We start from the raw sequence: 21,291 nt of genomic DNA, 5'->3' as shown, positions 1-21,291 counted from the left end.
GTTGACACGGGCGCGTGACCCCGCGACGACAGAGCGGCCTACGCAATCTGACGTACGCGGATATCCGTTCCTGAGCGGACGCGTGGCGACCCACGGAGCAGCACGATCGGTGTGGACGCGATCAGGGTTGCGAAAGGATGTGGGCACCATGCCATCCGCCAGGACCATCCGGCTGAGCGGCCGTACCCGCAAGACCGTCCTGCTGCTGCACATCGTCAGCGCGGCGGCATGGTTCGGCATCGACCTGGCGCTGGGCATCTCGCTCGTCACCGCCATGGTCACCAGCGACCTGCGCACGGCGGGTGTCGCGCTGCAGGCGGTCGACATGTTCGCGGTCTGGCCGATGTTCGCTGCCAGCCTGCTGTGCCTGACCACGGGCGTGGTCCTCGGCCTGAGCAGCAAGTACGGCCTGATCCGCTTCACCTGGGTGACCGTCAAGCTGATCGTCAACGTGGGCATGTCCACGCTGATCTACGTCGCGCTGCGGCCCGGCATCGGCGAGGCCGCGACGCTGGGCGACCGCATGCTGGCCGGAGAGCCGCGGCCGTGCCCGCCGACTTGCTCGGGCCGGTGATCGTGGCTCCGACGCTGCTGCTGGTCGCCTTCTTGTTGTCCGTGTTCAAGCCGTGGGGCCGCACTCGCTTCGGTCGTCGGGCCGTCGAGCCGCGCTCGCGGCGATCCCGAGTTCCCGCAGGAGTGTGAACCATGTCCGTGGCTGTGGAAACCATCGCGCTGAGCAAGCGCTACGGCCCGACCCTGGCGGTCGACGAGCTGAGCATCACGGTCCGCGAGGGGGAGGTCTACGGCTTCCTCGGACCGAACGGCGCAGGCAAGACCACCACGTTGCGCATGCTGCTCGGCCTGATCCGCCCCACCTCGGGCAGCGTCCGGCTGTTCGGCGAGCCGCCGCGCGGCCTGGCCAGGGTCGGCGCGCTCATCGAGGGCCCGGCCTTCTACCCGTACCTGTCCGGCCGCACCTACCTGCGGGTCCTCGCCGACCACGCAGGCGTCGGCCGGCGCCGGGTCGACGAGGTCCTGGACCTGGTCGAGCTGACCGACCGGGCCGGCGACAAGTACCGGACCTACTCGCTGGGCATGAAGCAGCGGCTGGGCCTGGCGGCCGTGCTGCTGAAGGACCCGGACCTGCTGATCCTGGACGAGCCGACCAACGGGCTCGACCCGGCCGGAATGGCCGACATGCGGCGCACCATCCGCGGGCTGGTCACCGAAGGCCGCACCGTACTGCTGTCCAGCCATCTGCTGGCCGAAGTGGAACAGATCTGCGATCGGGTGGGCGTGATCAATCGGGGGAAGCTGCTCACCGAGACCACGGTCGCGGAACTGACGTCGGACGGCGGCACGCTGCGCGTGCGAGCCACCCCGGCGGAGACCGCACACACCGTACTGACCGCGCTGGTGGGAGCCGATCACGTGCACGTCGACGGCACCGCGGGGGTCTTCGATCTCGACGTGCCCGCGACGGAGGCCGCTCGGATCAATGCCGAGCTGGTCGGCGCCGGCGTGCTGGTCAGCGAGCTGCGCTGGCAAGAGCCGGCGTTGGAGGACATGTTCCTGCGACTGACGGGGGTGGAGTCATGATCGCGACCGCGATCCGAGCCGAACTGGTCAAGCAAGCCCACCGGCCGGCGGGCTGGCTGTTGCTGGGCATCGGTGCACTGTTGACGATGACGTTCGCCTACCTGGTGCCCTACGTCGGCTTGTCCGACGACACCGCCGGACCGGGCGCCGAACTCGCCATGGACACGATGCTGCCCGGGCGGTTCGTCGGCGCGGCCGTCGGCGGCCTGCCGGTGTTCGTCGGCGCTTTGGCGCTGATCTACGGCGTGCTGGTGGCCGGGAGCGAGTACGGCTTCGACACCTGGAAGGCGGTGCTGGTCCAGCATCCCTCACGCCTGCGGCTGTACGCGGCGAAGCTGGCCACGGTCGCCGCGGGCACGCTCACCGGAGTCCTGGTGCTGTTCACCGTCACCGCGCTGTGCAGCCTGCTGATCGCGAGCCTGGAAGACCAGCCCGTCGTGTGGCCGAGCGCGAGTGACATCGCCACCGGCGCGGGCGCGGCGTGGCTGATGGCGACGATGTGGGCCACCTTGGGCGTCGCGCTGGCGATCGTGCTGCGCTCGGTCGCCCTGCCCATCGGGCTGGGCCTGGTGTGGATGCTGGCGGTGCAGAACCTGCTGGCGGCCATCGGGGCGCCGTTGGTGCCGTTCATCGCCGACCTGCAGACCTACCTGCCCGGGCCGAACGCCGGCGCACTGGCCGCGGCGGTCGGGGCGTCCCCGCAGGCGCCGGGCGTCGACGCCATCGTCGGCGCGGGCCACGCCACGGTCGTCGTGACGGCCTATTTGGTGGCATTCTGTGCTCTCGGTGGGTGGCTGCTGCACCGCCGGGACATCACGTGAGGCGGAACCGATGGCGAAGCACGTCCGGGTGAGGCCGGCCGATGTACTGCTGGCCGCGGCGCTGGCCACGATCGGCACCGTCGGGACGATCGGCACCGACCGGTTCAGTCCGCTCGACCGCCCGGTGGACGCCGTCGCCATCGGTTTCGTGCTGGTCAGCGCCGCCGCCGTGGTGGTTCGGCGGCGCTGGCCGCTGCCGGTGCTCGCCGTCGTCACCGCCGTGCTCTCCGCGTTTCTCACGCTCGGCTACCCGTACGGGCCGATCTTCCTGCCGTTCGTCGTCGCGGTGTTCACCGTCGCCGCGCATCGTCCGTTCCGGCAGGCGGCGCTGGCCACCGGGGCGACCGTCCCGTTCCTGCTCGTCCACCTGTTCACCCACCCGGGGGCGATCCCCGGCCTGCTCGGGGTGGTCCCGGCGACGGCCTGGGCCGTCGTGCCGTTCGCCGTCGGTGTCGCGGTGCGGCTGCAGCGGGAAGCGCGTGATCGCGAGCAGGCGGAGGCGGTGCGCGAGCGGGTCGCCGGGGAACGGCTCCGGATCGCCCAGGAAGTACACGACGTGGTCGGGCACGGGCTGGCCGCGATCAAGATGCAGGCCGACGTGGCCCTCCACCTGCTCGACCGGGACCCGGACCAGGCACAGCGATCACTGCAGGCGATCAGCAGGACGGCCACCGAGGCGCTGAGCGAGGTGCGCAGCACGCTGGCCGTGGTGCGCCGGAAGGACACCGACCGCGCGCCCACGCCGGGCCTGGACCGGCTGGACGACCTGCGCCGCCGGATGACCGAGGCCGGCCTGCGGGTCGAAGTGGAAACCACCGGCACGCGGCGTGAGCTGCCGGACGCGGTCGACGTCGCAGGCTATCGGCTGGTGCAGGAGTCGCTGACCAACGTCCTGCGGCACAGCGAGCAGAAGATCGCCACTGTGCGCTTGCGGTACGACCCCGACGCAGTGGTCATCGAGGTGTCCAATCCGGACGCAGGGGACCACACCGGCGACGGAACGGGATTCGGCATCCGGGGCATGGCCGAACGGGTCGGCTCGGTGGGTGGCGAGTTCTTCGCCGGACGCACCCCGGACGGCCGCTTCACGGTCCGGGCCAGCCTGCCGACGGGAGGGAAGGCATGACGTCCGTGCTGGTCGCCGACGATCAGGAGCTGGTCAGGCTGGGGCTGCGCGCGCTGATCGAGAGCGAGGACGGGCTGGAGTTCGCCGGGGAAGCAGCCGACGGCACGGCCGCCGTCGCCGCGGTGCGCCGGCTGCGGCCGGACGTCGTGCTGATGGACATCCGCATGCCCGGCATCGACGGCCTGGAAGCCACTCGCCGCATCACCGCGGACCCCGAGCTGGCAGGCACCCGGATCATCGTGCTGACCACCTTCGAGATCGACGAGTACGTCTTCGAGGCGCTCCGCCACGGCGCCAGCGGATTCCTGCTCAAGGACACCCCGCCCGCCGACCTGCTGCGGGCCGTCCACACCGTGGCGGACGGCGGGGCGCTGTTGTCTCCGAGCGTCACCCGCACCTTGATCAGCACGTTCGTCGAGCAGCAGCGGCGGCCACGCAACCCGCATCCGCTGCTGGACACCTTGACCGAGCGGGAAAAGGAGATCGTCGGCCTGGTCGGCGAGGGACTGAGCAACGACGAGATCGCCGACCGGCTGGTCATCAGCCCGGCGACGGTCCGCACCCACGTGGGCAGAGCCATGACCAAGCTCGGCGCACGAGACCGGGCCCAGCTGGTCGTGGTGGCCTACCAATCGGGGCTGACCGGCTGATCAGGCAGTCAGTACGCTGGTGATCGTGATCTGTCCCAAGTGCCAGAACCTGATGCGGACCGTCGACAAGAACGGTGTGCACATCGAGCAATGCGAAGGCTGCAAGGGCGTCTTCCTGGACAGAGGGGAGCTCGAGCAGATCGCCGCGGCCGAGGCCGCGTACTACTCGGCGGCTCCGCCGCCGTACACACCGGACGGTCCGGGCACGGCCCCGCCCCCGCCGCCCCGTCACCAGCAGCACTCGCCCTACTACCCGGACAGCCCCCGGCCCTACCACGGCGGCTACTACCCGGATTCGCCGCGCCCGTACGGCTACCGGCACCACAAGCGCCGCCGCGCCCGCAGTTTCCTCGAGGAACTGTTCGACTGACACGTGCTCGACCCGCTGATCTGCTCGCGGTGCGGCGAGCGCACCGAGCGGCCCGACGTACGCGGCACGCTGCTGCTCTGCGGGTATTGCGGTCACCAGCGCCCGTTTCTGCGTCTCCCGTTGTTCGCGCTGACCGGGCCGAGCGCGGGCGGCAAGTCGACCATCGGGCCGCTGCTGGCACGCGCGCTCGGCGACAAGGTCGTGGTGCTGGAACAGGACGTGCTGTGGACCGCCGGCCTGCGCGACCACGAGGACGGGCACCCGCGCTTCCGGTCGGCATGGCTGCGGTTGGCGGCGATGATCCACCAGTCGGGCCGCCCGGTGGTGCTGTGCGGCACCGTGGTTCCGCCCGAGCTCGAGCCGCGCCCGGAACGGGCGCTGTTCTCCGCGGTGCACTATCTGGCCCTGACAGCAGAACCGGACGTCCTCGCCGCGCGGCTGCGGGCTCGCCCCAAGTGGCGCGCATGGGACGACGAGGAACGCATCGCCGAGATGCTGCGGTTCGCCCGGTGGCTGAGCGAATCCGCGGCGTCGCTCGAGCCGCCGGTGGAGCTGGTGGACACCACTCACCGGCCGGTCGCCGAGACGCTGCGGATCGCCAGGGAGTGGGTGCTGGCACGGCTGTGACCCGACCTGCTGTTTCGTGCGGCCGCCCGGCCGGGTAGCCGCGGGTGTGAACGCAACCAACGACGTCTGCGTGGCGGTCATCTACTACAGCGCCACCGGGACGACGCACGAGATGGCCAAGGCCGCTGCCGACGGTGCGGAAAAGGCCGGGGCCCAGACGCGGTTGCGGCGGGTGCCGGAACTTGCGCCGCAGGAAGCGATCGAGGCCAACGAGGACTGGGCCGAACACCTCGAGCAGGTTTCCGACGTCCCGGAAGCGACGCTGGACGATCTGGAGTGGGCCGACGGCGTCCTGTTCGGCACGCCGACCCGCTTCGGCAACGTGGCCGCGCAGCTCAAGCAGTTCATCGACACCACGGGTGGGCTGTGGCAGTCGGGCAAGCTGACCGACAAGGTCTTCGGCGGTTTCGTCACCACGGGCACCGAGCACGGCGGCCACGAGAGCACGCTGTTGACGCTGTTCAACGTCATCTACCACTGGGGCGGCATCGTGGTCACCCCCGGCTATACCGAGGACGACCAGTTCGTGCAGGGCAACCCCTACGGTGGCTCGCACACCAGCCAGAACGGTGAGATCCCTCCGGACGAGAAGGCGCTCGCCAGCGCGGCGCTCACGGCTCGCCGGGTCGTCGACGCCGCCTCGGCGCTGAAACGTGCCGCCGGCTGACCACCGGACGGCCGTCGTCTGGTTCCGTCGCGATCTACGGCTGGCCGACCAGCCGATGTTGATCGCGGCAGCGGAACGCGCATCGCGAGCCCTTGCGGTCTTCGTGCTCGATCCGGTGTTGCTGGGGCCGTCAGGAACGGCCCGGACGGCGTTCCTGTACGGCTGCTTGCGCGAACTCGGCGAATCGCTGCGCGGCCGGCTGCTGATCGTGCGTGGTGAACCCGCGCAGGTCGTCCGCCAGGTGGCATCCGCTGTGAATGCCGGTTCCGTTCATGTCGCCGCGGACTACGGCCCGTACGGCACACGGCGCGACCAGCAGGTGAGCGAAGCCTTGAACGCCCGAGGTGTCGAGCTCGTCTCCACGGGATCTCCGTATGCCGTGGCTCCTGGCCGCGTGCACACCGGCAACGGCGAGCGATTCAAGGTGTTCACCCCGTTTCGTCGTGCCTGGCTCGACCACGGGTGGCCGCACCCTGCGCAAACGGGTGCCGGCACCCTGCGGTGGATCGATCCGGCCGACGTCGGCGTCGAGCGTGCCGACGTGCCATCGGCGGACTCACCGGCCCGGCTCCCCGAGCCCGGTGAGCGAGCAGCGCTGCGGGCGTGGCGGTCCTTCGTCGATGATCAGCTGGCGGACTACGGATCGGAGCGCAACCGTCCGCAGCCTGTGGGCAGCTCCCAGATGTCGCCGTACCTGAAGTTCGGGTGTATCCACCCGCGCACGATGCTCGCCGACCTGTCCGACGGACGCCGAGCAGGCGTGGCCGCCTACCGCAGCGAGCTCGCTTGGCGCGAGTTCTACGCGGACGTGCTCTTCCACCGCCCGGAGACGGCGCGGAGGAATTACGACAAGGCCTTCGACGTCCTCCCGACGGCGTCAGGCGTAGCTGCCGAGCGTGCCTTCGCGGCCTGGTGCGACGGGCGGACCGGCTTCCCGATCGTGGACGCGGGCATGCGCCAGCTGAAAGCCGAAGGATGGCTGCCCAACCGGATCCGGATGGTCACCGCATCGTTCCTGGTCAAGGATCTGCACCTGCCGTGGCGGTGGGGAGCCAGGCACTTCATGCGCCTGCTCGTCGACGGCGACCTGGCGTCCAACCAGCACAACTGGCAGTGGGTCGCCGGCTGCGGCACCGACGCGGCGCCCTACTTCCGGATCTTCAACCCGACCACGCAGGGGGAACGTTTCGACCCCGACGGCGACTACGTACGGACCTGGGTACCCGAGCTGGCCCATGTGCCTGGCAAGGCCGTTCACCAGCCGTGGAAGCTGTCTCGGGGCGAAGCCGGGGACTATCCCGCGCCGATGGTGGACCACGCTGAAGAACGTCAGGAAGCGCTGGCCGCCTACGACCTGGTCAAAGCGGCACGCGGCTGATCGTTCGTGGTGGGCGCGCCGGGGACGGCTCGAGGCAACGGCGCGAGGGGGATGCGTAGGCTGAATCGGCTCCACGATCACCGTCCGCTGCTCGCCTACAGCAGCAGCGCGGTCGGCACCGCGAGGAGCAGCAGCGCCGCAAGCCTGACCGCGACGCGCGCTGCCAGCGGTAGCGGCGGTGGGCGGTCGTGCACCCGGGCCAGCCGCTGCTCGGTGGCCGCGGTGAACACGGTGTGCGTGGCGCCGTGGGCTCCGCCGCTCACAGCCTGCAAGGCTCTTCCGAGCGCCTCGTCGCCCACTTCCCTGGCGGCCACGTCATCCGCCCGCATCTCGATCAATGCCGCCACTGCGCGCTGCGCGGCAGTCAACCCGGGCACGCCGCGAACGGTCGCACCCCACGCGACGAACGGCAGCACCACCAGATCGTGCCGCTCACGCAGGTGAGCCTGCTCGTGCGCGAGCACCGCGGACAACTCCGTGCGCTCGAGCGTGGTCAAAGCGCCCCGGCTGACCACGACCCGGGACTTCGGCCCCGGCAGGCAGTAGGCCACCGGAACCGGGTGATCCAGCACCAGCGCGCCGGGGACCGCAGGCCACGGCGTCGCCAGCACGTCGAGCAGGCCGCGATGCCTCCGGCGCGCACGCAAGGTCCGCACTCCGACGACCGCGAGCACGCCCAGCAATCGAGCGGCGATTACGACGGTGATCGCCAGTACGACCCACCGCCAGGCGTCCAGCTCCGCCAGCCGTCCGTCCAGTACCGCTCCGGCGGCGTCCCACAGGCCGTCGCCCAGCGGCGCCAGCGCGGCCGTGACTCCCGCGCCCAGCAGCGCCAGGCCACCGGCGAGCCCGACCGCCTGCCACAGCAACAGCGCTCCGACCGGGTCCCGGTGCGTCCAGCACGCTGCGGCGAGCCAGCGGCTCACCGGATCGGCCAGTGCCACCCCGAGCACCAGCAGCACCGGCCAGGCCCACGTCATCGCAACAGGTCGCGCAGCGTCTTGCGGTCGTCAGGCGGAACGGTGCCGAGGAAGCTGGCCAGCGCAGCGGCGCGATCCGGTGCCGCGTCCAGCACGTCCCGCATCAACTCGGCGATGTGTTCCTCCCTGCTCGACCGCGGCCGGTACTGGTACGCCCTGCCCGCTTTGGCGCGGCTCACCAGTCCTTTGCGCTCCAGCCTGCCGAGCACGGTGAGCACGGTGGTGGTGGCCAGCGCGCGATCGGACAGCGCCTGCTGCACGTCCCGCGCGGTCAGCGGGTGATCGGCGGACCACAGCACGTCCATCACGGCACGTTCCAGATCGGGCAAGGGTGGCATGCCTGTATTCTACAGCACGTAGAAATTCTACGTGATGTAGAAGTATGGTGGTGTCATGCTCGACGACCTGACCGCGGCCCGGGAGCAGATGGCGTTGTCCCTGGGCTTCCACATCGTGTTCGCCGTGCTCGGCGTGGGCATGCCGTGGCTGATGCTCTGGGCCGAGTGGCGGGGACTGCGCACCGGGGACGTCCGCTGGACCGCACTCGCCCGCCGCTGGTCCAAGGCGGTGGCGGTGCTGTTCGCCGTCGGCGCGGTGTCCGGGACCGTGCTGTCGGTCGAGTTCGGCCTGCTGTGGCCGCACTTCATGGAACGCTTCGGCTCGGCGTTCGGGGTGTCGTTCACGCTGGAGTCGTTCGCGTTCTTCCTGGAAGCGATCTTCCTGGCGCTCTACCTGTACGGGTGGGACCGGCTCAGCCCGCGCAAGCACCTGCTGTGCGGGATCCCGATCGGGCTGTCCGGAGTGGCGTCGGCGCTGTTCGTCACCACCGCCAATGCGTGGATGAACGGCCCGGTCGGCCTGGTCCGCGGCCCGGACGGCGAGCTGATCTCCACCGAACCGCTCGGGCCGTTTCTGACCCCGACGACCGGAACCCAGCTGACGCACATGCTGCTGGCGGCATTCATGTGCACCGGGCTGGCGGTCGCCGCGGTGTACGCCACCGCCATGCTGCGGGACCCGGCGAAGCGGGACGGCTACCACCGCCGAGGGCTGGCGGCGGGCGCGACGCTCGGGCTGAGCCTTGCGGTGCCGCAGGCGCTGGTCGGTGACTGGGCGACCAGGGTGGTGGCCGACGAGCAGCCGGCCAAGTTCGCGGCGATGGAGGGTGTCGAGGTCACCCAGGACGGTGCGGCCTTCTCGTTCGGGCCGTTCGAGATTCCCAAGCTGCTGTCGCTGATGCTGCGGTTCGACCCGGACGCGCGGATCACCGGGCTGGACGCCATTCCGGCGGCCGATCGGCCCCCCGCGGGCATCACCCACCTGGCCTTCCAGGTCATGGTCGGCATCGGTGTCGCGTTGATCGCGCTCGCGGCCTACGCGGCGTGGCGGTATCGCCGCGACCGGCGGCGCGGCGGTCATCCCACCGACGACCGGCGATTCCTGCTCGCGCTCGCGGCCGCCGGGCCTGCGCCGTTCGTGGCGCTGATCGCGGGCTGGATCGTCACCGAGGTCGGGCGGCAGCCGTGGATCGTCTTCCAGGTGATGCGCACCGCTGACGCGCTGACCAGCCAGACCGGGCTAGCCATCTACCTGTACGTGACGATCGCGGTCTACCTGGCGCTGTCGGTCGCGCTGGTCGCGATCCTGCGGCGCATCGCCCAGGGGCCGCGGCCGACCGATCCGGCGCCCGTCGAGATGGAACGGAGTGCGGCATGACGGTGACCGAAGGCCTGGGATTGCTGGTCCTCGTCGGGCTGACCGCCTACGCGGTGCTCGGCGGCGCGGACTTCGGCGCCGGGTTGTGGGACCTGTCCCGGCAGCGGCGGCAACGCGAGCTCGTGGTGCGGTCCATGGCGCCGGTGTGGGAGGCGAACCACGTGTGGCTGATCTTCGTGGCCATCGCGTTGTTCTCCGGCTTCCCCGAGGCGTTCGCCGCGCTGTCGCGGTCACTGACCGGCCCGTTGTCGATCGCGCTGCTGGGCATCGTGCTGCGCGGTGCCGCGTTCGCGTTCCGCCAGTACGGCGCGCCGTACGGGGGCAGGCCGGTCCGTGGCACCGGGCTGTGGGCCCGGATCTTCGCGGTGTCCTCGCTGGTCACGCCGTTCGCCTTCGGCGCTGCGGCCGGTGGGATCACCACCGGCAGGGTGCGCGCCGACGGGTCGGCGGGCTTCCTCGCACCGTTCCTGGCGCCGCTGCCGCTGGTGAGCGGGCTGCTGGCGGTGGCGGCGTGCGGTTTCCTGGCCGCGGTCTACCTGACCGCCGACGCCGACCGGGAAGGCGACGAGGAACTGGTGAACCGCCTGCGGGTACGGGCCTTGGTCACCGGGGTGATCGCCGGTGGCCTGGCTCTGGCGGCGTTGCCGCTGCTGCCTGCGTGGTTCGCCCGGCAGCTGTCGCTGCCCGCCATGGCGATCAGCGTGGTGTGCGGGGCGCTCGCCCTGGAACTGGTCAGGCGCGGGCACTACCAGCTGGCGCGGGTGGCGGCCGCCGGTGCGCCCGCCGCCCTGCTCGGTGGGTGGGCCCTGGCCATGCAACCGTGGGTGCTGCCGGGCGAGGTTCCGCTGCGCGTGGCCAGTGAGGGCACCGCGAGCCTGATCCTGGGCATCCTGATCTGCGGGCTGATGATCGTGCTGCCCAGCTATTGGTACATGATCCGCGTGCTGCGCGCGCCGCGAACGACGGCCGAAGCGAGGGCCACGGATCGGAACACCGTGGCGGGCCGATGAGGCCGCGGACACGGTAGTCCGCGTGAACGAGTGGGCGGGCGTCGACGGTGCGCGGCAGGCTGTGTGACGCCGAGCTGGCCGCCCGGTTGCCGGTCAGTGCTCGGCGCCGAGCGCGAACGCGGCCTCCAGGTCGTGCTTGGAGTAGGTCTGGAAGGCGATGTGCGTCTCGGTCGACCGCACGCCGTCGACCTTGTTGATCCGGCCGGGGATGACCTGGGCCAGCTCCTCGTGCCTGCGCACCCGCACGATGGCCAGGATGTCGAACTGCCCGGTCACCGAGAAGACCTCGCTCACACCGTCCAGCCCGGCCAGCGTCTCGGCGACCTCGGGAATGCGATGGGTGTCGGCATTGATCAGCACGATCGCAGTGATCACGTCAGGCTCCTCGCAGCGTGTCGGTCGGCTCGGGCTTCAGTCTCGCATTCCGGTCACCGCGGTGGCGCCCAGGCCGCTCGCGCGCGTGTGCACGTGGCTGCGGGGTCGCGACCCGGCTCGGTGGCGGAGTGCACCGCCTCGCGCGTGCGCACGTGGCCGCGGGCCCGCGCATGTTACCGATGGGGCCAGGCCACTCGCGCGCGTGCGCGCGTCGGCGCCTGCGCACCGGCAGGCCGGTCGTCTGAGGCCAGGCCACTCGCGGCCACTCGCGCGCGTGCGAGCACACGTGCGTGCGGGCGTACGGGAGGACGTGCGCACGGGAGCACGGCAGCAGGGAAGCGCGCGGGCGCCCCAGCACCCCAGCCCGCCAGCGCCCCAGCACCACAGCACCACAGCCCGCCAGCGCCGGCCGGTCACCGAAGCCCCTGCACGACCGGCCCGCTCTGGGCCAGACTGTGGGCGTGATCGTTGCATTCAGCATCAGCCCGGCAGCAAACGACGAAACCGGCGGCGTCGGCGAGGTGGTCGCCGAGGCAGTGCGCGTGGTTCGCGAGTCCGGTCTCCCCTGCGAGACCAACGCCATGTTCACCAACATCGAAGGCGAGTGGGACGAGGTGATGGCGGTGATCAAACGCGCCGTCGACGTGGTCGCCGCCCGCTCGCCGCGCGTCGGACTCGTGCTCAAGGCCGACATCCGCCCCGGCTACGACAACCAGCTCAAGGCCAAGGTGGAGCGGGTGGAGAAGTACCTGGCCGAGGGTTCGTCCCGCGCGGACCAGCAGGACTGACCGGCCGGCTCGGCAGGCGCCTGCCGGGACGAGCAGCGGACCGGCTCGACCACGACCGTCACCCGCTCGGCCGGGCCACAGCCGTCGCCGCGCTCGACCGGCCCGGTGGCGCTACAGCCCCGGCCAGTCGTAGGTGATGGTCAGCGGCGCGTGGTCCGACCACCGCTTGTCCCACGCCGGGGCACGCTCGACCCGCGCGCTGACCGCGGACTCGGCCAGCTCCGCGGTGGCCACCTGCAGGTCGATACGCCACCCCGCGTCGTTGTCGAACGCCCTGCCCTGCATGGACCACCACGTGTACGGCCCCGGCCCGTCCGGCACGAGCTTGCGGTGCACGTCCACGTACCCCGCGCCCTCGTACAGCCTGGTCAGCCACTCCCGTTCCTCCGGGAGGAAGCCGGAGTTCTTCCGGTTGCCGCGCCAGTTCTTCAGGTCGTTCTCGGTGTGCGCGATGTTGAAGTCGCCCATCACCACGGCCTGCTTGCCCGCGGCGGCCACCCGCCGCCGCAGCTGCGCCAGGTACAGCAGGAACGCCCCCATGAACCGTTCCTTCTCCGCCTGTTTCGGCGTGCCCGCCTCACCGCTGGGCAGATAGACGCTGCCGACGACGACCCGCTCGAACTCGCACTCCACGTACCGGCCCGCGGTGTCGAACTCCGGATCCCCGAAGCCGACCCGGACGGCCTGCGGCTCGCGGCGGGACAGCAGGGCGACACCGGCCCGCCCCTTGATCGCCGACGGGGCGAACTGGGCGTGCCAGCCCTCCGGCCGCAGTACGTGGTCGGGAAGCTGCTCCGGCTCGGCGCGCACTTCTTGCAAAGCGACCACGTCGGCGTCCGTGGCGGCGAGCCATTCGACATATCCCTTGCGCGCAGCGGCGCGTAACCCGTTGACGTTGATCGTGGACAGCCTGAGCACGGCGGCAGGCTACCGCGCGCGCCGGACACCCTCGCGGGCACGTCGCGCCGGGTGTGGGCACGACCAAACCCGGTGCTCGGCCGAGCGGCGCGGCAAGCCGGTCAGCGGCAGGTGGCGTCCTCGACCGGGGTGATGTATTCCTCGTACACCCAGCCGTCGTCGGCCAGCTTCCGGAAGCCGTTGCGCACCGTCGGCCTGGCGTCGACGGTCTCGTCCTGGGTGAGCTGCCGGATCACCTTCGACCGGATCGACGGCTCGGCCCGGACGTTGAGCACGTCCGCGGAGACCGTGAACTGACAGCCGGGACCGTTGGTATGGGTGCTCCCGCCGCCTGCCGAGCCGCCCGCGCGCGGCTCACCGCCCATGATGTAGATCACCGAGACGCCGACGAGCACTGCGGCGATGATCAGTGCCCGCTTCGGTAGTCCCAAAATCACCCGGTGCTCCTCGCCGTGCTCTGCCGCGAAACGCTGCGCCTAGATATAGCAACGTAACCCCGGTCAGTCACGTCCGGGACACGCGCCACCCGGATGGCCGTCCGATCGCGGCCCTGCGACGGGCGATTTCAGCCGATCGGGGGTGACTGCCATCCGGGCGGCGCGGCCGATCAGGCCGATCAGGCAGCGGCCATCTTCCGCTGCAGGTTCTCGTCCAGCGCGGCCAGGAACTCCTCCGTGGTCAGCCACGGGGTGTCGTTGCCCACCAGCAGCGCCAGGTCCTTGGTCATCTTGCCGCTCTCCACGGTCTCGATGACCACCTGCTCCAGCGTGTTGGCGAAGCCGATGACCTCCGGGGTGTTGTCCAGCTTGCCGCGGTGCTCCAGGCCCCTGGTCCAAGCGAAGATCGAGGCGATCGGGTTGGTCGAGGTCGGCTTGCCCGCCTGGTGCTGCCGGTAGTGCCGGGTGACCGTGCCGTGCGCGGCCTCCGCCTCCACGGTGCGGCCGTCCGGGGTGCGCAGCACCGAGGTCATCAGGCCGAGCGAGCCGAAGCCCTGCGCGACCGTGTCGGACTGCACGTCGCCGTCGTAGTTCTTGCAGGCCCAGACGTAGCCGCCCTCCCACTTCAGCGCGGCGGCGACCATGTCGTCGATCAGCCGGTGCTCGTAGGTCAGGCCCGCGGCCTCGAACTTGTCCTTGAACTCCTTCTCGTAGATCTCTTGGAACACGTCCTTGAACATGCCGTCGTAGGCCTTCAGGATCGTGTTCTTGGTCGACATGTAGACCGGGTAGCCGCGGTCCAGGCCGTAGTTGAAGGACGCGCGGGCGAAGTCCTCGATGGACTTGCGGTAGTTGTACATGCCGAGCGCGACGCCGCCGCCCTCCGGGAACGTGGCGACCTCCAGCTCCATCGGCTCGGAGCCGTCCTCCGGGGTGTAGGTGATGGTCACCGTGCCCGGGCCGGGCACCTTGAAGTCGGTCGCCTTGTACTGGTCACCGTGCGCGTGCCTGCCGATGATGATCGGCTTCTTCCACCCGGGCACCAGGCGCGGAATGTTGGAGATGATGATCGGCTCGCGGAACACCACGCCGCCGAGGATGTTCCGGATGGTGCCGTTCGGGCTGCGCCACATCTTCTTCAGCCCGAACTCCTCCACCCTGGCCTCGTCCGGGGTGATGGTGGCGCACTTGACACCGACGCCGTGCTCCTTGATGGCGTGCGCGGCGTCGATGGTGACCTGGTCTTCGGTGCGGTCCCGCTCCTGGATCGACAGGTCGTAGTAGGCCAAGTTGACGTCCAGATACGGGTGGATCAACTTGTCCTTGATGAACTTCCAGATGATGCGGGTCATCTCGTCGCCGTCGAGCTCGACGACGGTTCCCTGGACCTTGATCTTCGACATGAGCGGGGACGCTCCTCTCAACGGAGGTTCTGCGGGTTGTCGTCGCTAACGGTACAAGCGTACTGGTATACGGGCGACCGGTCGCAGCGTACCCTCGCGGGCCCGTGACCCGGGCCCCTGCCGCCCGCGGCCGAGGGTGGTCGACAGCATGACGTTGCCGATGCGGAAGTCCGGGCCCCTGCCGCCCGCGACCCAGGGGGCATCACGCCGACTTCCGCGACAGCTGGGCCACCGCTCCCCGGCCCCGGCCGCTTTGCCTGACGTGCGCGACAGCAGGGACCCCACCGCTCCGCTGCCGTCCGCGGCCCGGCCTCGCCGACGAAGACGGCCAGATCGCCGCTGGCGCCGACATGGGTGCATGAGGCATACACCGAGGACGCCGGTGCACGGCCTGACCACGGCGACAGCGCGGACTGACCTTTGTTTCGACGTGGCTCAGCTGAAGTCCCGTGCCTGAGCTCCGGGACAGCGCGGACTGACCAGCCTGGAAGCGGTACGCAAGCGGCCCGGAATGCCGACCTCCGCGACGACGCGGACCGACCCATCCCTCTGCTCCGCACCGGGGTCATGGCAAGACTCCCGCGATGTGCCGGACGGCCATCCCCGGCCCCGGCCCCTCGCGCCGGAGCCGGGATGCGGCGGTGTCGAAGTAGGCGCCAGGGTGCTGGGCCCCGGCCCCTCGCGCCGGAGCCGGGCTGGCCGGCGCGTGCCAAGATGGGCGCATGGCGCTGTGGCTGACGACCGACGACGAGGCGAACCGGCTGCTGGACCGCGACCCGTTCGCCCTGCTCGTCGGCATGACCCTGGACCAGCAGTACCCGATGGAGCACGCGTTCGCGGGGCCGAAGAAGATCGCCGACCGGATGGGCGGCTTCGACATCCGCGCCATCGCGGAAGCCGACGAGGCGGAGTTCGAGCAGCTGTGCGCCACTCCCCCGGCGATCCACCGGTACGGGCGCTCGATGGCCCGCCGCATCCAACAGCTGGCGAAGGTGATCGTCGAGCAGTACGACGGCGACACGGCGGCCATCTGGACCAGGGACGACCCGGACGCCGCGGAGGTGTTCCGCCGCCTCAAGGCGCTGCCCGGGTGGGGCGAGATGAAGTGCAAGATCTTCCTCGCCCTGCTGGCCAAGCAGCGCGGTGTCCGGCCGGACGGCTGGGAGCAGGTGGCCGGCGTCTACGCCGAGGAGTCCGCCCGCCGGTCGGTGGCGGACGTGACCGGCCCGGAAAGCCTGCAGGAGGTCCGCGCGTTCAAGAAGGCGGAGAAGGCAGCCGCCAAGCAGGCGAAGGGATGACGAGTCCGGCATGAGCTCAGCCCACCCGCGACCCCGCGCCCTGATCACCGGCGCCAGCAAGGGCATCGGCACCGCGGTCGCCCGTGCCCTGGCGGGCACGCACAGCCTGCTGCTGGGCGGCCGGAACCGACAAGCGCTGACCGCACTGGCCGGCGAGCTGCCCGATGCCACGGCGTGGCCGGTCGACCTCACCGACCAGGAAGCGGTGGCGGAAGCCGCGGCAGGCATCGACTCGCTCGACGTCCTCGTGCACTCCGCAGGCGTCGCGGCGCTGGGCAGGGTCGAGGAAGCCGCCGCGGAGGTGTGGCGGCACAACTTGGAGATCAACGTGGTCGCGGTCGCCGAGCTCACCCGTTTGCTGCTGCCTGCGCTGCGGGCGGCGGGCGGCCACGTCGTGTTGATCAATTCCGGCTCCGGGCGGAACGCCCGCCCCGGCTGGGGGCCCTACGCGGCGAGCAAGTTCGCCCTGCGCGCGTTCGCCGACGCGCTGCGCGCCGAGGAGCCCGGGCTGCGCGTCACGTCGATCTACCCCGGCCGCACCGACACCCCCATGCAGCAGGCCATCGTGGCGGGCGAGGGCAGGCCGTACCGGCCCGAGGAGTTCCTGCGGCCGGAATCGGTCGCAGCCGCGGTGCAGGCGGCGGTGAGCGCGACGCCGGAGGCCCACGTGACCGAGGTGATCATCCGGCCGCGCTGACCGTCAGCCGGGGTGGGCGCCGACCGTGTCCCGGATTTTCTCGCCCTCGCCGCCGGCGTGCCGGGCGCAGTGCGCACAGCAGTAGAACCGGCCGCTCACCTCGACACCGTGGCCGAGGATGCGGCAGCCGCAGTGCTCGCACACCGGCGCGATCTTCTGTGCCGCGCATTCGATCGAGTCGAAGGTGTACACGTCGCCGCTGGTGGTCGTGACTTCGAACGTCATCCAGTAGTCGTTGCCGCACACGTCGCAGGTGGCCATGGGCCTCACCTCCCGATGCGGGCGGGTTCCCGAGGCCGCCCACCGGCAAACGACCCGGGCGGAACCGCATCCCGGCGGCCGACACATGGCCCGGCCGATGGCACGCACTGCCATGACGCGAACGCCTTCCCCGCCACAGCCGGTCGCTGACCGTGGACGCCGCTCGCAACGGCAACCACCGCAACGGGGCATGGCGGCCGGGCACCGGATCGGATTGTCGACCGTGGCGCCCGGAATTTCCTAGTCTGAAGGTGGAGGTGATCTGACGATGCGAGCCTCAACCGGTGACAAGATCCTGGTCCACGGCCCGAAGGTCGGTGTTGCCGAGCAGGAGGCTGAGATCATCGAGGTCCGTGGCGAGAACGGCAAGCCGCCTTACCTGGTGCGTTTCGACGACGGCAGGGAGACGTTGATGTTCCCGGGGCCGGATGCCGTCGTGGTGCACAAGAACTAGATCGGCCCCTTGGTGATGGTCAGCGCGACGAACAGGATCATCGCCCCGAGCGCCGTGTAGGCGAGGACGTCGACGCCGCGGCTGCGGATGACGATCAGCCCGGCCTGCTCGGGGGTCAGCACCGCCCGCAGCAGCGCCGCGACCAGCAGCGCGACGGCGACCAGCACCGACCCTTCCCGCCAGTGGTACTGCGCGATCCGCACGAACCCGGCCGCGACGATGGCCAGGACCACGGCGAACGGAAGGTGGGCGCGCACTGCTGCGTTCACGGCGCTGCTGCCTCGGCGGCCTCGACCACGTTGGTCACCAGCATCGCCCTGGTCATCGGCCCGACACCACCGGGGTTGGGCGCCAGGTAACCCGCCACCTCGGCGACGTCGGGATGCACGTCGCCGACGAGCTTGCCGTCCACCCGGCTCACCCCGACGTCCAGCACGGCCGCACCCGGCTTGACCATCTCCGGGGTGATCAGGTGCGGTACCCCGGCGGCGGCCACCACGATGTCCGCCGAGCGCGTCTCGGCCGCCAGGTCCCTGGTGCCGGTGTGGCAGGCGATGACCGTGGCGTTCTCCGACTTACGCGTCAGCAGCAGGCCGAGCGTGCGGCCGACCGTGATGCCGCGGCCGACCACCGCCACCCGCGCTCCGGCGATCGGCACCTGGTAACGGCGGAGCAGCTCGATGATGCCGCGCGGCGTGCACGGCAGCGGGCCCGGCTCGTTGAGCACCAGGCGGCCCAGGCTCAGCGGCGCCAGCCCGTCGGCGTCCTTGGCCGGGTCGATGCGCTCCAGCACCTGGGAGGTGTCCAGGTGCCCGGGCAGCGGCAGCTGCACGATGTAGCCGTGACAGGCAGGATCGGCGTTGAGCTCGTCGATCACCGCGTTCAGCTCGTCCTGCGTGGTGTCCGCGGGCAGGTCACGACGGATCGACGTGATGCCCAGCTTCGCACTGTCGGCGTGCTTCATCTTCACGTAGGAGTGCGATGCGGGGTCGTCCCCGACCAACACGGTGCCCAGCCCGGGCACGACGCCGCGCTCGGCCAATGCGGCCACCCGCGGCGCAAGCTCGGCGAAGATCGCGTCCTTGGTCGCCTTGCCGTCCAGTACCTGTGCTGACATACCACCCGCATCCTCGTGTCGATCCGGTACGGCCGGAACTCTAACGGTCAGTCCCGGTCGGCGGGCAGCCGCTCCTGCTTCCCCGGCCCGGCTCGGCACCTCGTCCGCACCGGCCCCGCCTGCCTGCCGCACCGGCACCGCCGATGCCGCCGTCGGTCAGGCCACCGGCGTTCGCTCCGGCCGCGGGAGCACGCGCGGCCTGCGGCGGAAGACCGTGACCGCGATGGCCACCATCGCCAGCCCGACGCCGAGCACGGTGGTGAGCGTGACCGGCGCGTCCCTGGTGGGCAGCACCAGGTCCAGCACCAGCGAGCCGGAGAGCTGGCCGGCGATGGTGGCCAGCCCCAGCACCAGCACACCGGTCCAGCGCACCACGAGCGCCATCAGCGCGATGAACGCCACCCCGATGAGCCCGCCGGTGTAGAGCACCGGGTTGGACGGCAGCGGACCCGGCCCGCCCTGCACCATCAACGACACGGCCCAGCCGAGCAGCAACGCGGCGGTGCCCACCACGAAGTTGACCAACGTCGCGGTCATCGGATTCGCCGCGGCCACGCCCACCCGGCCGTTGATCGCCTGCTGGACGGCCACCGCGGCGCCGCCGAGCAGCGGCAGCACCAGCAGCCAGACCCGGCCGTCCACGGCGGTCAGCCCACCGCCGGTGGTGATCACCACCGCGATCAGCATCACGACCGCGCCCGCCAGCCGCTGCGGGGTGATCGCCTGCGGGCCCGCGGGCCCGAGCCCCGCCCGGTCGACCAGCAGGCCGCTCACCGTCTGCCCGGTCACCACGCCGACGGTGAACATCGCCACGCCGAGCACGGCGACGGTGACCGCCTGCCCCGCGACCAGCGTGGCGCCGCCGAGCCCGCCGAGCAGATGCCACCAGTGCAGGGTCCCGTCGCGCAGCGCGGTCCTGATCCGCGGGACACCGGACCGCATCCGGGGCATGACACACAGCAATGCGAGCAACACCACAAGGCCCCCGCCGAAGGAGACCACCGCGGCGAAGAACGCGTCCCCCACCCGATCGGCCAACCGGCCGTTGATGCTGGACTGACCGGCAACCGCCAGTCCGCCCAGGAAAGCGAGTGCGATTCCCAGTGCCTTCCGACGCCCGTTACTCAGCTCGTCCGCCCTTCATGTCTTCCCGTACTGCCAGTGCGAAATCGCCGAAATCGAGTCAAGATGTCTGGGTGGCATACCCGACGCAGCTGAGCGCACCCGAGCAGGACACCCTGGTCAAACAGATCGGTCTTGCTTTGTTGCGGGCCGCACCGCGGGACTGGAAGCGAATCGTCGTTCACTACCGGACCGTCGGCCGGTACCACGAGCTCGATGGCGAGATTACCCTCGCCGACGGCTCCGTGACGGAATGGGTGGCCACGCACGACATCGCGACGCTGTTCGCCAGGCTGCGCAGCGGCATGTATCGCGAACAGCGGGGCACGTGGTTCAACGCGCACTACACGCTGGAGGCTCCGGCCAGCTACAACCTGGAGTACGACAGGGAAGAGCCGGAGTGGAAGCTGCTGCCGCCACCCCAGGCCTACGCCGACGAGCTCCGCATGTTCCCTCGCTCGGAGGAAAACGTGCCGGAGTGGCTGATGCGGCGGCTGGCCGGGTTGGGGCCCGAGCGGCCCGGCCCGCGGTTGCACATCGCGCGCGTGTTCGACGGGACGGACTCCTCCGGCCGCCCGGTGATCGACCGGGACGAGCTGGATCCGGAGGAGCAAGCCGACGTGCTGGCCTACCTGGAGGACGCGCCGGTGGTTCGTCCCGGCCGCGGCTTCGACGTCGACCAGCTGGCGGAGAACCCGGAACCTGCCGTCCCGGTCGGCTTCCACAGCGACGGCGAGTGGATCTGGCCCGCTGCGGTGCCGTACTACCTGCGCAAGTACGGGGTGACTCCGGAGCCTGCGCTGCTGGCGCACATCCGGGACAACGGCTATCGCGTTCCCGAGGTCAGCGAGGAGCAGCGCGCGGCGGCCGCCGACTACCTCGCGCGCGGCAACGCGGCTCCCGAGCAGCCCGCGGCGCTGGGTGGCCCGCCGATGCCCCGCCCGGGGGAGGGGCCCGGCAGGCTCGCCGGACCGCCTCCTGCCGGCGCTCCCGGCGCGTCCGGCACCGCCGACGTACCAGGGGCTTCTCCCGGTCCCCGGTTCGGTGACGCGGGCGGCCAGGGGCGGTTCGGACGGCCGGGAGGCTTCGGCCAGCCCGGCGCCTCGGCAGGCCGGGGCGGCCCGATGCCGCCCATCCCGGGTGGTGCTGGTCAGCCCGCAGCGCCGGGTGCGGCTCCGCAAGCGCGTGACCAGGCAGGCGTCGGTGCGGGCCTGAACGGAGTCGGCGGCCTCGGCGCTCCCGGCGAGCCGGGTACCGCAGGTCCCGGCCGTCCCGGCCAATCGAGCGGTCCCGGTGGCCGTCCGGACGCCTGGTCGGCGGGTGCGGAACGGCATCGGCCGGACGCCGACGAGCCGGACGGGCAGGAAACCACCGACGAGTTCAGCAGCTTCCAGCCGGTGGACGAAGACCCGGCGGTGCCAAGCGGTGCCGTGGGCGGGCAGCCGAGCGCGAGCCGCGAGGGCGAGCCCGGCCGCAC

Annotated in this window: 25 protein-coding genes and 1 pseudogene; 16 read left to right on the top strand and 10 right to left on the bottom strand. The window is 71.1% G+C overall.

Going from position 1 to position 21,291, the window contains the following annotated elements:
- Nucleotides 1-148: 148 nt before the first annotated feature.
- From CXP56_RS09145 to CXP56_RS09105, 9 genes are all read left to right on the top strand, one after another.
- Nucleotides 149-574, top strand: coding sequence for a hypothetical protein (locus CXP56_RS09145; RefSeq protein WP_286900725.1), 426 nt, complete (start codon nucleotides 149-151; stop codon nucleotides 572-574).
- A gap of 131 nt (nucleotides 575-705) precedes the next feature.
- A complete protein-coding gene (locus tag CXP56_RS09140) occupies nucleotides 706-1,599 on the top strand; it encodes an ABC transporter ATP-binding protein (protein ID WP_286900723.1) in 894 nt (297 codons plus the stop codon).
- Nucleotides 1,596-2,420, top strand: coding sequence for a DUF2705 family protein (locus CXP56_RS09135; RefSeq protein WP_286900722.1), 825 nt, complete (start codon nucleotides 1,596-1,598; stop codon nucleotides 2,418-2,420). Before CXP56_RS09140 ends, CXP56_RS09135 begins: the two co-directional genes overlap by 4 nt.
- Nucleotides 2,421-2,430: 10 nt before the next feature.
- Nucleotides 2,431-3,546 (top strand): sensor histidine kinase, encoded by a 1,116-nt coding sequence (locus CXP56_RS09130; protein ID WP_286900720.1) that lies wholly within the window; start codon nucleotides 2,431-2,433, stop codon nucleotides 3,544-3,546.
- The gene (locus tag CXP56_RS09125; protein ID WP_028848822.1) at nucleotides 3,543-4,196 is read left to right on the top strand and encodes a response regulator; all 654 of its coding nucleotides are present in this window, start codon (nucleotides 3,543-3,545) and stop codon (nucleotides 4,194-4,196) included. Before CXP56_RS09130 ends, CXP56_RS09125 begins: the two co-directional genes overlap by 4 nt.
- A gap of 25 nt (nucleotides 4,197-4,221) precedes the next feature.
- Nucleotides 4,222-4,566 (top strand): TFIIB-type zinc ribbon-containing protein, encoded by a 345-nt coding sequence (locus tag CXP56_RS09120; protein ID WP_028848821.1) that lies wholly within the window; start codon nucleotides 4,222-4,224, stop codon nucleotides 4,564-4,566.
- A 3-nt stretch (nucleotides 4,567-4,569) separates the two neighbouring features.
- Complete coding sequence (locus CXP56_RS09115) at nucleotides 4,570-5,193, top strand: P-loop nucleotide/nucleoside kinase family protein (RefSeq protein WP_028848820.1); 624 nt, start codon at nucleotides 4,570-4,572, stop codon at nucleotides 5,191-5,193.
- A gap of 46 nt (nucleotides 5,194-5,239) precedes the next feature.
- The gene (gene wrbA, locus CXP56_RS09110; RefSeq protein WP_286900716.1) at nucleotides 5,240-5,860 is read left to right on the top strand and encodes an NAD(P)H:quinone oxidoreductase; all 621 of its coding nucleotides are present in this window, start codon (nucleotides 5,240-5,242) and stop codon (nucleotides 5,858-5,860) included.
- A complete protein-coding gene (locus CXP56_RS09105; RefSeq protein ID WP_286900715.1) occupies nucleotides 5,847-7,238 on the top strand; it encodes a cryptochrome/photolyase family protein in 1,392 nt (463 codons plus the stop codon). The genes wrbA and CXP56_RS09105 overlap by 14 nt, the downstream gene beginning before the upstream one ends.
- A gap of 95 nt (nucleotides 7,239-7,333) precedes the next feature.
- Here the strand turns inward: CXP56_RS09105 and CXP56_RS09100 are convergent, their stop codons facing one another.
- Together CXP56_RS09100 and CXP56_RS09095 are read right to left on the bottom strand one after the other, a co-directional pair.
- Entirely contained in the window at nucleotides 7,334-8,218 is an 885-nt protein-coding gene (locus tag CXP56_RS09100) for a M56 family metallopeptidase (RefSeq protein ID WP_028848818.1), read from the bottom strand.
- Nucleotides 8,215-8,556 carry a BlaI/MecI/CopY family transcriptional regulator gene (locus tag CXP56_RS09095; protein WP_286900714.1) on the bottom strand — a complete coding sequence of 114 codons (342 nt, stop codon included), beginning with the start codon at nucleotides 8,554-8,556 and terminating at the stop codon, nucleotides 8,215-8,217. Before CXP56_RS09095 ends, CXP56_RS09100 begins: the two co-directional genes overlap by 4 nt.
- A 55-nt stretch (nucleotides 8,557-8,611) precedes the next feature.
- On the opposite strand from CXP56_RS09095, the gene CXP56_RS09090 reads away from it, so the two are divergent.
- Both CXP56_RS09090 and CXP56_RS09085 read left to right on the top strand, forming a co-directional pair.
- Nucleotides 8,612-9,934: a cytochrome ubiquinol oxidase subunit I gene (locus CXP56_RS09090; protein ID WP_051310412.1), complete on the top strand. Its 1,323-nt coding sequence runs from the start codon at nucleotides 8,612-8,614 to the stop codon at nucleotides 9,932-9,934.
- The gene (locus CXP56_RS09085) at nucleotides 9,931-10,944 is read left to right on the top strand and encodes a cytochrome d ubiquinol oxidase subunit II (RefSeq protein WP_028848816.1); all 1,014 of its coding nucleotides are present in this window, start codon (nucleotides 9,931-9,933) and stop codon (nucleotides 10,942-10,944) included. Before CXP56_RS09090 ends, CXP56_RS09085 begins: the two co-directional genes overlap by 4 nt.
- Nucleotides 10,945-11,037: 93 nt before the next feature.
- On the opposite strand, the gene CXP56_RS09080 is transcribed toward CXP56_RS09085, so the two are convergent.
- Nucleotides 11,038-11,319: an Lrp/AsnC family transcriptional regulator gene (locus tag CXP56_RS09080; RefSeq protein WP_028848815.1), complete on the bottom strand. Its 282-nt coding sequence runs from the start codon at nucleotides 11,317-11,319 to the stop codon at nucleotides 11,038-11,040.
- Between the two features lie 461 nt (nucleotides 11,320-11,780).
- Here CXP56_RS09080 and CXP56_RS09075 point away from each other — a divergent pair, with 461 nt between their 5' ends.
- Entirely contained in the window at nucleotides 11,781-12,107 is a 327-nt protein-coding gene (locus tag CXP56_RS09075; RefSeq protein WP_038045854.1) for a thiamine-binding protein, read from the top strand.
- A gap of 111 nt (nucleotides 12,108-12,218) precedes the next feature.
- Here the strand turns inward: CXP56_RS09075 and CXP56_RS09070 are convergent, their stop codons facing one another.
- The 3 genes from CXP56_RS09070 to CXP56_RS09060 form a co-directional block, all read right to left on the bottom strand.
- Nucleotides 12,219-13,025: an exodeoxyribonuclease III gene (locus CXP56_RS09070; RefSeq protein WP_286900712.1), complete on the bottom strand. Its 807-nt coding sequence runs from the start codon at nucleotides 13,023-13,025 to the stop codon at nucleotides 12,219-12,221.
- Between the two features lie 101 nt (nucleotides 13,026-13,126).
- Entirely contained in the window at nucleotides 13,127-13,462 is a 336-nt protein-coding gene (locus CXP56_RS09065) for an SH3 domain-containing protein (protein WP_028848813.1), read from the bottom strand.
- Nucleotides 13,463-13,641: 179 nt separating this feature from the next.
- Nucleotides 13,642-14,865 carry an NADP-dependent isocitrate dehydrogenase gene (locus tag CXP56_RS09060; RefSeq protein ID WP_028848812.1) on the bottom strand — a complete coding sequence of 408 codons (1,224 nt, stop codon included), beginning with the start codon at nucleotides 14,863-14,865 and terminating at the stop codon, nucleotides 13,642-13,644.
- A 722-nt stretch (nucleotides 14,866-15,587) separates the two neighbouring features.
- Between CXP56_RS09060 and CXP56_RS09055 the strand changes: the two genes are divergently transcribed.
- Together CXP56_RS09055 and CXP56_RS09050 are read left to right on the top strand one after the other, a co-directional pair.
- Nucleotides 15,588-16,163 (top strand): HhH-GPD-type base excision DNA repair protein, encoded by a 576-nt coding sequence (locus tag CXP56_RS09055; protein WP_028848811.1) that lies wholly within the window; start codon nucleotides 15,588-15,590, stop codon nucleotides 16,161-16,163.
- Between the two features lie 10 nt (nucleotides 16,164-16,173).
- Nucleotides 16,174-16,860, top strand: a complete 687-nt coding sequence (locus CXP56_RS09050) for an SDR family oxidoreductase (RefSeq protein ID WP_286900711.1) — start codon at nucleotides 16,174-16,176, stop codon at nucleotides 16,858-16,860.
- 3 nt (nucleotides 16,861-16,863) lie between these two features.
- Here CXP56_RS09050 and CXP56_RS09045 read toward each other — a convergent pair whose 3' ends face one another.
- Entirely contained in the window at nucleotides 16,864-17,121 is a 258-nt protein-coding gene (locus tag CXP56_RS09045; protein WP_028848809.1) for a metallothionein, read from the bottom strand.
- A gap of 268 nt (nucleotides 17,122-17,389) precedes the next feature.
- Here CXP56_RS09045 and CXP56_RS09040 point away from each other — a divergent pair, with 268 nt between their 5' ends.
- Nucleotides 17,390-17,575 (top strand): DUF1918 domain-containing protein, encoded by a 186-nt coding sequence (locus CXP56_RS09040; RefSeq protein ID WP_028848808.1) that lies wholly within the window; start codon nucleotides 17,390-17,392, stop codon nucleotides 17,573-17,575.
- Here the strand turns inward: CXP56_RS09040 and CXP56_RS09035 are convergent.
- The 3 genes from CXP56_RS09035 to CXP56_RS09025 all read right to left on the bottom strand — a co-directional run bounded on the left by CXP56_RS09035 (nucleotide 17,572) and on the right by CXP56_RS09025 (nucleotide 19,790).
- A complete protein-coding gene (locus CXP56_RS09035) occupies nucleotides 17,572-17,844 on the bottom strand; it encodes a DUF3017 domain-containing protein (RefSeq protein ID WP_028848807.1) in 273 nt (90 codons plus the stop codon). The genes CXP56_RS09040 and CXP56_RS09035 overlap by 4 nt on opposite strands.
- Nucleotides 17,841-18,692 (bottom strand): bifunctional methylenetetrahydrofolate dehydrogenase/methenyltetrahydrofolate cyclohydrolase, encoded by an 852-nt coding sequence (locus CXP56_RS09030; RefSeq protein ID WP_028848806.1) that lies wholly within the window; start codon nucleotides 18,690-18,692, stop codon nucleotides 17,841-17,843. Before CXP56_RS09030 ends, CXP56_RS09035 begins: the two co-directional genes overlap by 4 nt.
- A 156-nt stretch (nucleotides 18,693-18,848) precedes the next feature.
- Complete coding sequence (locus CXP56_RS09025; RefSeq protein WP_342665130.1) at nucleotides 18,849-19,790, bottom strand: DMT family transporter; 942 nt, start codon at nucleotides 19,788-19,790, stop codon at nucleotides 18,849-18,851.
- Between the two features lie 44 nt (nucleotides 19,791-19,834).
- On the opposite strand from CXP56_RS09025, the pseudogene CXP56_RS09020 reads away from it, so the two are divergent.
- Nucleotides 19,835-21,291: pseudogene (locus CXP56_RS09020) on the top strand (glycohydrolase toxin TNT-related protein); the annotation flags it as partial.

The sequence above is a fragment of the Thermocrispum sp. genome (genome assembly GCF_002919275.1).
Classification (GTDB): Bacteria; Actinomycetota; Actinomycetes; order Mycobacteriales; family Pseudonocardiaceae; genus Thermocrispum; species Thermocrispum agreste.
This window is presented reverse-complemented; position numbering and strand designations above follow the sequence as displayed.

Bases quoted from the DNA above. Each gene is read 5' to 3' on its own strand.
- CXP56_RS09140 (WP_286900723.1), top strand. From the start codon at position 706: ATGTCCGTGGCTGTGGAAACCATCGCGCTGAGCAAGCGCTACGGCCCG.
- CXP56_RS09135 (WP_286900722.1), top strand. From the start codon at position 1,596: ATGATCGCGACCGCGATCCGAGCCGAACTGGTCAAGCAAGCCCACCGG.
- CXP56_RS09040 (WP_028848808.1), top strand. From the start codon at position 17,390: ATGCGAGCCTCAACCGGTGACAAGATCCTGGTCCACGGCCCGAAGGTC.
- CXP56_RS09085 (WP_028848816.1), top strand. From the start codon at position 9,931: ATGACGGTGACCGAAGGCCTGGGATTGCTGGTCCTCGTCGGGCTGACC.
- CXP56_RS09045 (WP_028848809.1), bottom strand. From the start codon at position 17,121: ATGGCCACCTGCGACGTGTGCGGCAACGACTACTGGATGACGTTCGAA.
- CXP56_RS09030 (WP_028848806.1), bottom strand. From the start codon at position 18,692: ATGTCAGCACAGGTACTGGACGGCAAGGCGACCAAGGACGCGATCTTC.
- CXP56_RS09100 (WP_028848818.1), bottom strand. From the start codon at position 8,218: ATGACGTGGGCCTGGCCGGTGCTGCTGGTGCTCGGGGTGGCACTGGCC.
- CXP56_RS09125 (WP_028848822.1), top strand. From the start codon at position 3,543: ATGACGTCCGTGCTGGTCGCCGACGATCAGGAGCTGGTCAGGCTGGGG.
- CXP56_RS09050 (WP_286900711.1), top strand. From the start codon at position 16,174: ATGAGCTCAGCCCACCCGCGACCCCGCGCCCTGATCACCGGCGCCAGC.
- CXP56_RS09130 (WP_286900720.1), top strand. From the start codon at position 2,431: ATGGCGAAGCACGTCCGGGTGAGGCCGGCCGATGTACTGCTGGCCGCG.
- CXP56_RS09055 (WP_028848811.1), top strand. From the start codon at position 15,588: ATGGCGCTGTGGCTGACGACCGACGACGAGGCGAACCGGCTGCTGGAC.
- CXP56_RS09090 (WP_051310412.1), top strand. From the start codon at position 8,612: ATGCTCGACGACCTGACCGCGGCCCGGGAGCAGATGGCGTTGTCCCTG.
- CXP56_RS09095 (WP_286900714.1), bottom strand. From the start codon at position 8,556: ATGCCACCCTTGCCCGATCTGGAACGTGCCGTGATGGACGTGCTGTGG.
- CXP56_RS09145 (WP_286900725.1), top strand. From the start codon at position 149: ATGCCATCCGCCAGGACCATCCGGCTGAGCGGCCGTACCCGCAAGACC.
- CXP56_RS09060 (WP_028848812.1), bottom strand. From the start codon at position 14,865: ATGTCGAAGATCAAGGTCCAGGGAACCGTCGTCGAGCTCGACGGCGAC.